We start from the raw sequence: 12,554 nt of genomic DNA, 5'->3' as shown, positions 1-12,554 counted from the left end.
GCCGGTCCCCGTCGGGAACCGGCGTCTTCTCTGTGGGGGGTGTCAGGCGAGGCTTTCCACGGCGGTGGTGGCGAAGGTGTGGTCCTGCTCCGGCGCGCCGCCGCCGACACCGATCGCGCCGATCAGCCGGCCGTCGCGGTGCACGGGCACGCCACCCGCGATGAACAGCAGCGGCTGGTTGAGCGCGGTCGGGAGGCTGTGGAACGGCCCGTCGGGCTTGACCGCGTCGACGACGTCGGCGGTGGCGGTGTTGAGCTGGAGGGCGGTATACGCCTTGCGGGTGCTGGTCTCCCCGGAGATCAGGACGGCGCGGTCGTCCCGCCTGAAGGCCAGCAGATGGCCGCCGGCGTCCAGGACGGTGACGCTGACGGTGACTCCGGCGGCCTCGGCGGCACGGGAGGCCACCGCGACCAGGGTCTCGGCGTCCTGGGTGGTCAGGGGGGCGACGGCGGTGGTGGTGCTCATCAGGGGGTTTCTCCTTGTGAGGGGTTGCTGTCGGACCGACGGCCGCGGGGACGGCCCTGGCCCTGCGGGGTGCGGCCCGCGTCTGGTAACGGTGACCCGGTGGACGTCACGGGGACGGCCCTGGCCCCGTGACGCCCGGATCGGGTCAGTGGTGGACGGCGGCCGGCTGCGGCGCGACGGGCTCGGACGCCGAGACGGCAGCGGAGGCGTTGTCACGGCGCTCCAGGCCGGCGGAGACGAACGCCAGGACCAGGGCGGCGGCGGCCAGCAGGGCGCCCACCCAGTTCGGGGCGGTGTAACCGAGGCCGGCCGAGATCACCAGTCCGCCGAGCCAGGCGGAGAGGGCGTTGCCCAGGTTGAAGGCGCCGATGTTCACGGCGGAGGCCAGGGTCGGGGCGCCGTGCGCCTGGTCGAGAACGCGCTTCTGGAGCGGCGGGACGGTGGCGAAGCCCAGAGCACCGATCAGGGCGATGGTGACGGCCGCGAGGATCTTGTTGTGCGCGGTGAGCGTGAACAGCGCGAGCACGACGGCGAGGGCGCCCAGGGAGACGTAGAGCATGGGCATCAGCGCGCGGTCGGCGAACTTGCCGCCGACGAGGTTGCCGCCGACCATGCCGAGGCCGAAGAGGACCAGCAGCCAGGTGACGGAGCCGTCGGCGAAGCCGGCGACGTGGGTCATCATCGGCGCGATGTAGGTGATGGCCGCGAAGACGCCGCCGAAGCCGAGGACGGTCATCGCCATGGCGAGCAGGACCTGGATGTTCTTGAAGGCGGCCAGTTCGTGGCGCAGGTGCACGCCCTCCTGCTTGGGCATGTCGGGCACGAGCTTGGCGATGCCCGCCAGGCCGACGACGCCGAGCGCGGCGACGATGGCGAAGGTGACGCGCCAGCCGACGGACTGGCCGACGAGGGTGCCCAGGGGGACGCCGACGACATTGGCGACGGTCAGTCCGGTGAACATCATCGCGATGGCGCCGGCCTTCTTGTCCGGGGCGACCAGATCGGCGGCGACGACGGAGCCGATGCCGAAGAAGGCGCCGTGGGCGAGTGAGGCGACGATCCGGCCGATCAGCATGACACCGAAGACGGGGGCGACGGCGGACAGCAGGTTGCCCACGATGAACAGGCCCATCAGCAGCATGAGCATCCGCTTGCGGGAGACCTTGGTGCCGAGCACGGTCATCAGCGGGGCGCCGAACATCACGCCGAGGGCGTAGCCGGTCACCAGGTAACCGGCGGTGGGGATGGAGACCCCGTAGTCGCTCGCGACCTCGGGCAGCAAGCCCATGATCACGAACTCGGTCGTTCCGATCCCGAAGGCCCCGATCGCGAGGGCCAGAAGCGCGAGAGGCATGGGTGGGTACACCTTCCCAGAAGATTGCAGGAGCGCTTTGCGTGCGTCCACAATAGTTGCAGACGCGGGTTAAATGCAATCGCAGGCTTTTGCGGGCCTGCTCTATCCTGGGATTCAGCCGCTCCGGGACGGAGGAAACGCCAATGACAGCGACGGACCCCGCGCTCACCGCCCTCACCCAGGGCTGGTGCGCCCTCTCCTTGCTCCACGGCCGTATCGAGGCGCACATCGAGCGCGCCCTGCAGGCCGGGCACGGACTGAGCGTGCGCGAGTACTCCCTGCTCAACGTGCTCAGCCGACAGCACGACGGGGAGGGCGGGCATCTTCAGATGAAGCAGGTCGCCGACGCGGTCGTACTCAGCCAGAGCGCCACCACACGCCTGGTCACACGGCTCGAGGACCGCGGTCTGCTGGAGCGCTATCTGTGCCCCACCGACCGCCGCGGGATCTACACCAACGTCACCGAGACCGGCCTGAAGCTGCTGGAGGAAGCGCGGCCGACCAATGACGCCGCGCTGCGCGAGGCGCTGGACGAAGCCGCCGAGAACCCCGAGCTGGCCCCCTTGGTGCGAGTCGTGGAGTCGCTGAACGTGCCCGCATAGGGTGCGGGCATGGGAGATCTTGAGATACGTGCCGCAGCCGCCGAGGACGTCCCCGCGATCGTTGCCATGCTCGCGGACGACCCGCTGGGCGCCCAGCGCGAGTCCCTGGACGACATGACCCCGTACGTGACCGCGCTGGACCGGCTCGCCGCCGACCCGAACCAGCACCTGGTGGTGGCCGTCCGAGAGGGAAGGGTGGTGGGCACGCTGCAGCTCTCGATCATCCCGGGCCTCTCCCGGCGCGGCACCATCAGGTCGATCATCGAGGCCGTCCGCGTTCACGCCGAGGAACGCGGAAGCGGGCTGGGGACCCAGCTCATCCAGTGGGCCATCGAGAAGTCCCGCAGCGAGGGCTGCCGGCTGGTGCAGCTGACGTCCGACGCCTCACGTGCGGACGCGCACCGCTTCTACGAACGGCTGGGCTTCACGGCGTCCCACGTGGGCTTCAAACTGCAGCTCTGAACGACTGAACGGAGAAGGGGCTCTGTTTCACGTGAAACCGAGCCCCTTCTCCCTTGGTGCCCTTCTTCGTCGGCGCCTCTCTCCGGCGCCTACTTGATCCCTCGCCAGCCCTCGGGGTCCACGCCGCCCGGTACATCGGCCGTCTCGTCGTACGGCTGACGCGTGAAGACGAACGAGCCGAGGTCCAGATGACTCACCGACCCGTCCGGCCGCCGTACGGCCCGCAGCAGCTCGCCGGCGTAGTAGCCCTCCAGCCCGGTCCAGGTCCCGTCGCCGTTCGCCCGGAACCGCGAACGGCGGCCTGCGGCAGTCAGCGGGCCCAGTGAGACCCCGCCATCGGCGGTGAGCCGCAGGGCGAACACCTGCGTCCCCCAGTACCACTGGCCCGCCAGCTCCAGTACGGACAGGTCGACTTCGGGCAGCGGACGCCAGGGCTCGGGGATCCTCGGCTCCGCCTCGGCGACGATGCGTACGAGATCGGCTCCCACAGAACCCGGCAGCGGCCCAGAGGTGCAGTTGGTCAGCACCACCGCCGCCACGTCGTCGTCCACGTTCATGGTGAGGTTCGCCAGGAAGCCCGGCAGCGAGCCCGAGTGGCCCGCGAGCAGTCGGCCGTCCCGGTGCTGGATCTGCAGTCCGAGGCCGTACGTGACCCCGTCGGCGACATCCGCGGGCTCCGCCGGGGCCGCGGGCGCCCGCATCTCCCGTACGCTCTCCGCACTCAGCACCCGCTCGTCGCCGTACATCAGGAAGGCGGCGAACTTGGCCAAGTCAGCGGTCGTCGACCACAGTTGCCCGGCCGCGGCCATCCGGCCCAGGTCCTCCAAAGGCTCCGGCAGCAGCACGTCGGCCCATGGATGCACCGCCCAGCCACCGGCGTGCGGGGCGGACGGCTGGGCGCTCGTCCGGTTCAGCCCCAGAGGCTCGAGCACCTCCCGCCGCAGCACGTCCTCCCAAGGCGCACCGCGCAACTTCTCCACGAGTGCGCCGAGCACGGTGTAGCCGGGATTCGAGTAGTGGTGGCGGCGGCCGACCGGATGCCGGAAGGGCTGGTCGCCGAGGACGTCCGAGAGTTCGGGGCGCAGTGATCCGGGCGTCCGTTCCCACCAGGGCGCGGGGCTCTCGGCGGCCAGGCCGCTGGTGTGCGCCAGGAGTTCGGCGATGGTGGCCTCCCCCGCACCGGTGCCCGGCAGGTGCTTCTCCAGCGGGTCACCGAGGTCGAGCACGCCCTCGTCGCGCAGCCGGAGGACGAGGACCGCGGTGAAGGTCTTGGTGATCGAACCGATCCGGTACTGCACGTTCTCGTCCGGCGCGTGCCCGTCGACCGAGGTCCGCGCCCCGTGCCACACGACCCGCCCGCCCCTGACCACGGCCGCCACCAGCGACGGAGTCCGCCCTTCGGCCTGCGCCACGGCGATCCGGTGCAACAGCGCCCGCTGTGTGCCGGGCAGCAGCTCTTCCTGAGTTGTCGTCATGTGCCCAGTCCATACCGCGCGGGACCGGGGGTCGAGTTGATTTCCGGGTTCCGCGCGGCCCGTCGGCCGATAGGGGATCAGGTCTGTGCCATGTCCACGAATCGCGAGTAGTGGCCCTGGAAGGCGACGGTGATCGTCGCCGTGGGGCCGTTTCGGTGCTTGGCGACGATCAGGTCGGCCTCGCCCGCGCGGGGGGACTCCTTCTCGTAGGCGTCCTCGCGGTGCAACAGGATGACCATGTCGGCGTCCTGCTCGATGGAGCCGGACTCTCGGAGGTCCGAGACCATCGGCTTCTTGTCGGTGCGCTGCTCGGGACCACGGTTCAGCTGGGAGAGCGCGATGACCGGGATCTCCAGCTCCTTGGCGAGGAGCTTGAGGTTACGGGACATGTCCGAGACCTCCTGCTGCCGGCTCTCGGCCCGCTTCGAACCGCCGGACTGCATCAGCTGGAGGTAGTCGATGACGACCAGCCGGAGGTCGTTGCGCTGCTTGAGGCGGCGGCACTTGGCGCGGATCTCCATCATCGACAGGTTCGGGGAGTCGTCGATGTAGAGCGGCGCTGCGGAGACGTCGGGCATCCGGCGGGCCAGGCGGGTCCAGTCCTCGTCGGTCATCGTGCCGGAGCGCATGTGGTGCAGCGCGACCCGGGCCTCGGCGGACAGCAGACGCATCGCGATCTCGTTGCGGCCCATCTCGAGGGAGAAGATCACGCTGGGCAGGTTGTGCTTGATCGACGCGGCCCGGGCGAAGTCCAGCGCCAGCGTCGACTTACCCATGGCGGGACGCGCGGCGATGACGATCATCTGGCCCGGGTGCAGGCCGTTGGTGAGCGAGTCGAAGTCGGTGAAGCCAGTGGGGACACCGGTCATCTCGCCGCTGCGCGAGCCGATCGCCTCGATCTCGTCGAGCGCGCCCTCCATGATGTCGCCGAGCGGCAGGTAGTCCTCGCTGGTGCGCTGCTCGGTGACCGCATAGATCTCGGCCTGGGCGCGGTTGACGATCTCGTCGACGTCGTCGTCCGCGGCGTATCCCATCTGGGTGATCCGGGTGCCGGCCTCGACCAGGCGGCGCAGGACCGCGCGCTCGTGGACGATCTCCGCGTAGTACTCCGCGTTCGCCGCCGTCGGCACCGTCTGGACGAGGGTGTGCAGATAAGCGGCACCGCCGACCTTGTTGATCTCGCCGCGCTTGGTCAGCTCGGCGGCGATGGTGATGGGGTCGGCCGGCTCGCCCTTGGCGTAGACGTCGAGGATGGCCTGGTAGATCGTCTCGTGGGCCGGCTTGTAGAAGTCGTGGCCCTTGAGGATCTCGACGACGTCGGCGATGGCGTCCTTGGACAGCAGCATGCCGCCGAGCACGGACTGTTCGGCGTTGAGGTCCTGCGGCGGCACCCGCTCGAAGGCGGAGCCTCCGCCGTCCCAGGCGCCGTTCTCACTGCCGCGGTCGTGCTGCTCGTCGCGCCCCCGGCCGGCGTCGGGACGGCGACGGGAGGGCAGGCGATCGCTGGGACCACTGTCGGCCCACGGATCGTCCAAGGGCTCGGAAATGCTCACCGAGCCACCTCCTCCCGTCCGCGGAGCGGACCTCGCCGCGCCTCTCTTTTCTACGGCACGGCACTGACAAAACGAGAGGCCCAACTCCGGTTCTGGCCCGCCTGTTTTGTGACGGTTTCCCGGTCGGCGGGCGGAGTGGGCGCCGGACCACGGTAGGGCCCCGGGCACCGTCAGCCAATCTGGTTATCCACAGGCCATGTGGACGACGAGCCCGATGCTGTGGAGAACTGCCCGAAACCTGTGCACGACACGGTGGACAGCCCTGTGAACAAGAACTCGCGCCGCCCCGACAAACGACCCTGACCAGCGGCTTTACCATCCACCGGCTGTGCAGAAGAAAAACTTCCTCAGTCGGATCAAGATCAGTTCACACCGTGCACAGAACCGCGCGCGGCGAGACTCACAGTAAGGGGCACATTGGCTTTGCATCTCTTACCTGTGGACGATTAGATTGGTGCTCATGACACAGGCTCCCGCGACCCCCGCAGCTACCGCACGACGGCACGATCGGGAGATCGTCGCGCTGGCCGTACCGGCCTTTGGCGCACTGGTCGCCGAGCCCTTGTTCGTCATGGCCGACAGCGCGATCGTCGGCCACCTGGGCACGGCACAACTCGCCGGTCTCGGCGTCGCCTCCGCCCTCCTGATGACGGCGGTGAGCATCTTCGTCTTCCTGGCCTACGCCACCACCGCGGCCGTGGCCCGCCGCGTCGGCGCCGGCGAACTCCAGGCCGCCATCCGGCAGGGCATGGACGGCATCTGGCTGGCCATGCTCCTGGGCGCCGGAGTGATCGCCGTCGTCCTGCCCACAGCCCCCGCCCTGATCGAACTGTTCGGAGCGTCGGACACAGCCGCCCCCTACGCGACCACCTATCTGCGCATCTCGGCGCTGGGCATACCCGCCATGCTCGTCGTCCTCGCGGCGACCGGAGTGCTGCGCGGACTGCAGGACACCAAGACACCGCTCTACGTCGCCATCGCGGGCTTCGTCGCCAACGGCGCTCTCAACGCGGGTCTCGTCTACGGCGCCGACCTCGGCATCGCCGGTTCCGCCTGGGGAACCGTGCTGGCCCAGTGCGCCATGGCCGCCGCCTACCTCGTGGTCGTCGTCCGCGGTGCCCGCCGGCACGGAGCCTCTCTGCGGCCCGATGCCGCCGGGATCAAGGCCTCTGCCCAGGCGGGCGTCCCGCTGCTGGTGCGCACGCTCTCCCTGCGAGCGATCCTGATGATCGCCACCGCTGTCGCGGCCCGACTCGGCGACGCGGAGATCGCCGCCCATCAGATCATCCTGTCGCTGTGGAGTCTGCTGGCCTTCGCACTCGACGCCATCGCCATCGCCGGACAGGCCATCATCGGCCGCTACCTGGGCGCCGGTGACGGGCAGGGTGCCCGGGACGTCTGCCGCCGCATGGTGCAGTGGGGCATCGCCGTCGGCATCCTGCTGGGTGTTCTGGTGATCGTGTCCCGGCCGCTCTTCCTCCCGCTGTTCACCAGCGACTCCGCCGTGAAGGACGCGGCGCTGCCCGCTCTGCTCGTGGTGGCGCTCTCGCAGCCGATCAGCGGCGTGGTCTTCGTCCTGGACGGTGTCCTGATGGGCGCGGGCGACGGACCGTATCTGGCCTGGGCGATGGTCCTCACGCTGGCCGTCTTCACTCCGGTGGCCCTGTTGATCCCCACGTTCGGCGGTGGGCTCACCGCGCTGTGGATCGCGATGACGCTGATGATGATCACGCGGATGGCGACCCTGTGGTGGCGAGCCCGCTCGGGCCGCTGGGTCGTCACGGGGGCCGCCCGCTGACGCTGCCGGACACGACCGGACGCACGGCCACCGACCGTTTCACGTGAAACCGTCGTTCCACGTGAAACGGCACATACGAAGCGGGGCCGCACCCAGCAGGGTGCGGCCCCTCTCTCAGCTGTTCAAGCCGAGCGCGGCGATCAGGCCGCGACAACCTCGATGTTGACCTTGGCGGCAACCTCGGGGTGCAGACGCACGGACGTCTCGTGGGCGCCCAGGGTCTTGATCGGCGCGCCGAGCTCGATGCGGCGCTTGTCGACCTCGGGACCGCCGGCGGCCTTGATCGCCGAAGCGACGTCGGCCGGGGTGACGGAACCGAAGAGGCGGCCGGCGTCGCCGGAGCGAACGGCCAGGCGGACCTTGACGCCCTCGAGCTGGGCCTTCACAGCGTTGGCCTGCTCGATGGTCTGGATCTCGTGGATCTTGCGAGCACGACGGATCTGCTCGACGTCCTTCTCGCCACCCTTGGTCCAGCGGATCGCGAACTTCCGCGGGATCAGGTAGTTGCGAGCGTAGCCGTCCTTGACGTCGACGACGTCGCCGGCGGCACCGAGGCCGGAGACCTCGTGGGTGAGGATGATCTTCATTAGTCGGTCACCCTTCCCTTAGCGCGCGGTGGACGTGTAGGGCAGCAGCGCCATCTCACGGCTGTTCTTGACGGCCGTGGCGACGTCACGCTGGTGCTGCGTGCAGTTGCCGGTCACGCGGCGGGCACGGATCTTGCCGCGGTCGGAAATGAACTTCCGCAGCATGTTCGTGTCCTTGTAGTCCACGTACGTGACCTTGTCCTTGCAGAACGCGCAGACCTTCTTCTTCGGCTTGCGCACAGGCGGCTTCGCCATGGTGTTTCTCCTGTGTGATCAAGAAGTTGGGGTGCGAGCCCGCCCTTAGAAGGGAGGCTCGTCCGAGTAGCCGCCACCGCCGCCGGAGCCGCTGCCCCAGCCGCCGCCACCCTGCTGGCCGCCGGCGGGAGCGCCGGTCGCCCACGGGTCGTCGGCGGGAGCGCCGCCACCCTGCTGGCCGCCGCCGGGGCCACCGCCCCAGCCGCCGCCCTGCTGGCCGCCGCCGCCGTAACCACCCTGGCCACCCTGGCCACCCTGGCCGCCTCGGCCGCTGGTCTTGGTGACCTTGGCCGTGGCGTTGCGGAGGCTGGGGCCGACTTCCTCGACGTCCAGCTCGAAGACCGTGCGCTTGACACCCTCACGGTCCTCGTAGGACCGCTGCTTCAGACGGCCCTGCACGATGACGCGCATGCCTCGCTGAAGCGACTCGGCGACGTTCTCCGCCGCCTGACGCCAGACCGAGCAGGTCAGGAAGAGGCTCTCGCCGTCCTTCCACTCGTTGGTCTGACGGTCGAAGGTGCGGGGAGTGGACGCGACACGGAACTTCGCGACGGCCGCACCGGAGGGGGTGAAGCGCAGCTCGGGGTCGTCGACAAGATTGCCGATGACCGTGATGACGGTCTCGCCTGCCATGGGGAACCTCTCGGCGGGTTTGCGGGCTGCTGGTGGTGCTACTCGTTTCCCGAGATCAGCTGAGCGGGAGAGCTCAGTGGGTCTCGGGGCGGAGGACCTTGGTCCGGAGGACCGACTCGTTCAGGTTCATCTGGCGGTCGAGCTCCTTGACGACCGCAGGCTCGGCCTGCAGGTCGATGACCGAGTAGATGCCCTCGGGCTTCTTCTTGATCTCGTACGCGAGACGACGACGGCCCCAGGTGTCGACCTTCTCGACCTTTCCGCCGCCGTCACGGACGACAGAAAGGAAGTTCTCGATCAGCGGGGAGACAGCGCGCTCCTCGAGATCGGGGTCGAGGATGACCATCACCTCGTAGTGACGCATGTGGAACCCACCTCCTTTGGACTCAGCGGCCACGGTCGTTCCGTGGCAGGAGGGTTGTGATGCGTACGCAACGGTATCGGTCGCCACTGACAATCAGAGGTCGGTGAGCGACGTCCCAGGTGGGTCTGGCGTTATCCCCCAGCCGTGCCTGGGCAGACACCGGTGCAGACGGTACAGAGTACCCGCACACGAGCTTCCGGTTGAAATCCGGCCGCGAAGGCCGTCAATCTGTACACATCGGGTGTGTATGGCGCTACAGTGCGCCGCCTTCCGCAAGGAGGTGCCTCATGGCACAGGCATTGCGACCCAACACCGCCGGTTCCCTCTTCGCCACCGACGGCAGGTCCCACCCTGTCCAGGACACGCTGATGGTGGTGACCCTGGTACTCGGAGTGGTCTCCTTCGTCACGGCGCAGTTCGACAGCCTGCATCTGCTGGCTTCCTGGACCGGGCTGGCGGGGATCTTCACCGGTGCGTACGGCCAGTGGATCTCGGAAACGACCCGCGAACGCTTCGGACTGATCCTGGGCCTCGGTGCCTCCGCCGTCGGCTTCTTCCTCGGTATGGCGCGCGGCGGCCTCTTCGGCTGACACGACACCCACCCGGCCGCCGGGCCGACAGACCTCGTCCCCACCCCGGCGGCCGGCAGGCCGTGGCCAAGGTGCCGTACGCCCAGCCTGGCCGCTCTGCGGGCGCAGTAGGCTTCGGCGCTAGAGCCGGAGCCCCTGACCCATGGGGACACACCAGCCCGAGGAGCGCCCCGAATGAGCCTGACCCTGAGGACCATCAGTCGCGAGCAGCATCTGGCGTACATCCAGAGCCTGCCGGCGGCGAGTCACATGCAGGTGCCGGCATGGGCTGACGTCAAGGCGGAGTGGCGGTCGGAGAACCTGGGCTGGTTCGACGACCGGACCGGCGAGCTGGTCGGCGCGGGCCTCGTCCTGTACCGCCAGCTGCCGAAGATCAAGCGGTACCTCGCCTATCTGCCCGAGGGTCCGGTCATCAACTGGTTCGCGCCGAACCTCGAGGACTGGATGCAGCCGATGCTGGCGCACCTGAAGCAGCAGGGTGCCTTCTCGGTGAAGATGGGCCCGCCGGTCATCATCCGGCGCTGGGACGCTACGTCCATCAAGCAGGGCATCCAGAACCCGGACGTGAAGCGCCTGCGCGACATCGAGGCCGACTTCATCGAGCCGCGCGCCTTCGAGGTGGCCGACAAGCTCCGCCGCATGGGCTGGCAGCAGGGCGAGGACGGCGGCGCCGGCTTCGGCGACGTGCAGCCCCGCTATGTCTTCCAGGTGCCGCTGGCCAACCGCTCCCTGGAAGAGGTGCACAAGAACTTCAACCAGCTGTGGCGCCGCAACATCAAGAAGGCCGAGAAGGCCGGGGTCGAGGTCGTCCAGGGCGGATACCACGACCTGGAGGAGTGGCAGCGGCTGTACGAGATCACCGCTGTGCGCGACCACTTCCGGCCCCGCCCGCTGTCCTACTTCCAGCGCATGTGGACGGCCCTCAACAGCGAGGACCCCAACCGCATGCGGCTGTACTTCGCCCGGCACAACGGGGTGAACCTTTCGGCAGCGACGATGCTGATCGTCGGCGGACACGTCTGGTACTCCTACGGGGCCTCCGACAACATCGGGCGTGAGGTCCGGCCCTCGAACGCGATGCAGTGGCGGATGCTGCGCGACGCCTACGCGCTCGGCGCGACCGTCTACGACCTGCGAGGCATCTCCGACTCGCTGGACGAGTCCGACCACCTCTTCGGTCTGATCCAGTTCAAGGTGGGCACGGGCGGCCAGGCCGCCGAGTACCTCGGCGAGTGGGACTTCCCGCTGAACAAGCTGCTCCACAAGGCACTCGACATCTACATGTCGCGCCGCTGAGCCCGGGGCGTTTGCTTCGATAGCTTCGACAGCTTCCATACCTCTGATACACCGCAGCCACGAGAAAGGTTCCAGGTCCGGCCATGGCGCTCACGCTCTACGTCGACACCGCGCGCTGGCGGGCGCACCACAAGCACGTGCAGGAGCAGTTCCCGGGGCTGGTCCCGGTCTGCAAGGGCAACGGCTACGGCTTCGGGCACGATCGGCTCGCGGAGGAGGCCACCCGGCTGGGCTCCGACATGCTGGCCGTCGGCACCACGTACGAGGCCGCGCGGATCAAGGACTGGTTCGGCGGTGACCTGCTGGTGCTCACGCCCTACCGGCGCGGCGAGGAGCCCGTACCGCTGCCCGACCGCGTCATCCGCTCGGTGTCGTCGATCGACGGCGTGTACGGCCTCGTGGGCGCCCGGGTCGTCATCGAGGTGATGTCCTCGATGAAGCGGCACGGCATCAGCGAGCAGGACCTGCCGCAGCTGCACGCGGCCATCGAGAACGTCCGCCTCGAGGGCTTCGCGATGCATCTGCCGCTGGACCGCACCGACGGCTCGGACGCCGTCGAGGAGGTCATCGGCTGGATGGACCGGCTGCGCGCGGCCCGGCTGCCGCTGCACACCATGTTCGTCAGCCACCTCAAGGCCGACGAACTGGCCCGGCTCCAGCAGCAGTTCCCGCAGACCCGGTTCCGTGCCCGCATCGGCACGCGGCTGTGGCTCGGCGACCACGAGGCCACGGAGTACCGCGGCGCGGTGCTGGACGTGACCCGGGTCGCCAAGGGCGACCGCTTCGGCTACCGGCAGCAGAAGGCCGCCTCCGACGGCTTCCTGGTGGTCGTGGCGGGCGGAACGTCGCACGGGGTGGGTCTGGAGGCCCCCAAGGCGCTGCACGGCGTCATGCCGCGCGCCAAGGGCGTCGCCCGGGCCGGCCTCGCCACGGTCAACCGGAACCTCTCTCCGTTCGTCTGGGCAGGCAAGCAGCGCTGGTTCGCGGAGCCGCCGCACATGCAGGTGTCCATCCTCTTCGTGCCGTCCGACGCCACGGAGCCGAAGGTCGGCGACGAGCTGGTGGCCCATCTGCGGCACACCACCACGCAGTTCGACCGGATCGTGGACCGCTGACCTGA

General features: G+C 69.1%; 14 protein-coding genes. 6 read left to right on the top strand and 8 right to left on the bottom strand.

Features of this window, described 5'->3' with window-relative positions; genetic code table 11:
* Positions 1-42: 42 nt before the first annotated feature.
* Both ACSU6L_RS18725 and ACSU6L_RS18720 read right to left on the bottom strand, forming a co-directional pair.
* Positions 43-465 (bottom strand): GlcG/HbpS family heme-binding protein, encoded by a 423-nt coding sequence (locus tag ACSU6L_RS18725; RefSeq protein WP_073944749.1) that lies wholly within the window; start codon positions 463-465, stop codon positions 43-45.
* A 145-nt stretch (positions 466-610) separates the two neighbouring features.
* Positions 611-1,819 (bottom strand): MFS transporter, encoded by a 1,209-nt coding sequence (locus tag ACSU6L_RS18720; RefSeq protein ID WP_437058258.1) that lies wholly within the window; start codon positions 1,817-1,819, stop codon positions 611-613.
* 143 nt (positions 1,820-1,962) lie between these two features.
* Between ACSU6L_RS18720 and ACSU6L_RS18715 the strand changes: the two genes are divergently transcribed.
* Both ACSU6L_RS18715 and ACSU6L_RS18710 read left to right on the top strand, forming a co-directional pair.
* Complete coding sequence (locus ACSU6L_RS18715; protein ID WP_437058257.1) at positions 1,963-2,421, top strand: MarR family winged helix-turn-helix transcriptional regulator; 459 nt, start codon at positions 1,963-1,965, stop codon at positions 2,419-2,421.
* A 9-nt stretch (positions 2,422-2,430) separates the two neighbouring features.
* Positions 2,431-2,883 carry an N-acetyltransferase family protein gene (locus tag ACSU6L_RS18710; RefSeq protein ID WP_437058255.1) on the top strand — a complete coding sequence of 151 codons (453 nt, stop codon included), beginning with the start codon at positions 2,431-2,433 and terminating at the stop codon, positions 2,881-2,883.
* Positions 2,884-2,972: 89 nt separating this feature from the next.
* Here the strand turns inward: ACSU6L_RS18710 and ACSU6L_RS18705 are convergent, their stop codons facing one another.
* Positions 2,973-4,358 (bottom strand): serine hydrolase domain-containing protein, encoded by a 1,386-nt coding sequence (locus ACSU6L_RS18705; protein ID WP_437058253.1) that lies wholly within the window; start codon positions 4,356-4,358, stop codon positions 2,973-2,975.
* Positions 4,359-4,435: 77 nt separating this feature from the next.
* Positions 4,436-5,911 carry a replicative DNA helicase gene (dnaB, locus tag ACSU6L_RS18700; protein ID WP_073944742.1) on the bottom strand — a complete coding sequence of 492 codons (1,476 nt, stop codon included), beginning with the start codon at positions 5,909-5,911 and terminating at the stop codon, positions 4,436-4,438.
* A gap of 460 nt (positions 5,912-6,371) precedes the next feature.
* Here dnaB and ACSU6L_RS18695 point away from each other — a divergent pair, with 460 nt between their 5' ends.
* A complete protein-coding gene (locus ACSU6L_RS18695) occupies positions 6,372-7,709 on the top strand; it encodes an MATE family efflux transporter (protein WP_437058250.1) in 1,338 nt (445 codons plus the stop codon).
* Between the two features lie 140 nt (positions 7,710-7,849).
* Here the strand turns inward: ACSU6L_RS18695 and rplI are convergent, their stop codons facing one another.
* The 4 genes from rplI to rpsF all read right to left on the bottom strand — a co-directional run bounded on the left by rplI (position 7,850) and on the right by rpsF (position 9,548).
* Positions 7,850-8,296 carry a 50S ribosomal protein L9 gene (gene rplI / locus ACSU6L_RS18690; RefSeq protein WP_073944741.1) on the bottom strand — a complete coding sequence of 149 codons (447 nt, stop codon included), beginning with the start codon at positions 8,294-8,296 and terminating at the stop codon, positions 7,850-7,852.
* Between the two features lie 18 nt (positions 8,297-8,314).
* Entirely contained in the window at positions 8,315-8,551 is a 237-nt protein-coding gene (rpsR, locus tag ACSU6L_RS18685; protein WP_003949403.1) for a 30S ribosomal protein S18, read from the bottom strand.
* Between the two features lie 45 nt (positions 8,552-8,596).
* Positions 8,597-9,184 carry a single-stranded DNA-binding protein gene (locus ACSU6L_RS18680; RefSeq protein WP_437058248.1) on the bottom strand — a complete coding sequence of 196 codons (588 nt, stop codon included), beginning with the start codon at positions 9,182-9,184 and terminating at the stop codon, positions 8,597-8,599.
* 73 nt (positions 9,185-9,257) lie between these two features.
* Positions 9,258-9,548, bottom strand: coding sequence for a 30S ribosomal protein S6 (gene rpsF, locus ACSU6L_RS18675; protein ID WP_014673750.1), 291 nt, complete (start codon positions 9,546-9,548; stop codon positions 9,258-9,260).
* 287 nt (positions 9,549-9,835) lie between these two features.
* On the opposite strand from rpsF, the gene ACSU6L_RS18670 reads away from it, so the two are divergent.
* The 3 genes from ACSU6L_RS18670 to ACSU6L_RS18660 all read left to right on the top strand — a co-directional run bounded on the left by ACSU6L_RS18670 (position 9,836) and on the right by ACSU6L_RS18660 (position 12,549).
* On the top strand, positions 9,836-10,138 hold the full coding sequence (locus tag ACSU6L_RS18670; RefSeq protein ID WP_437058247.1) for a hypothetical protein: 303 nt from the start codon (positions 9,836-9,838) through the stop codon (positions 10,136-10,138).
* A gap of 174 nt (positions 10,139-10,312) precedes the next feature.
* Positions 10,313-11,434 (top strand): peptidoglycan bridge formation glycyltransferase FemX, encoded by a 1,122-nt coding sequence (gene femX, locus ACSU6L_RS18665; protein WP_437058245.1) that lies wholly within the window; start codon positions 10,313-10,315, stop codon positions 11,432-11,434.
* An 83-nt stretch (positions 11,435-11,517) separates the two neighbouring features.
* Positions 11,518-12,549: an alanine racemase gene (locus tag ACSU6L_RS18660; RefSeq protein ID WP_437058244.1), complete on the top strand. Its 1,032-nt coding sequence runs from the start codon at positions 11,518-11,520 to the stop codon at positions 12,547-12,549.
* The last annotated feature ends 5 nt before the right edge of the window (positions 12,550-12,554 follow it).

It is taken from the genome of Streptomyces sp. enrichment culture (assembly GCF_964272855.1).
GTDB lineage: Bacteria > Actinomycetota > Actinomycetes > Streptomycetales > Streptomycetaceae > Streptomyces.
Note: the sequence above shows the minus strand (reverse complement) of the source record. Positions and strands in the feature narration are given on the sequence as shown.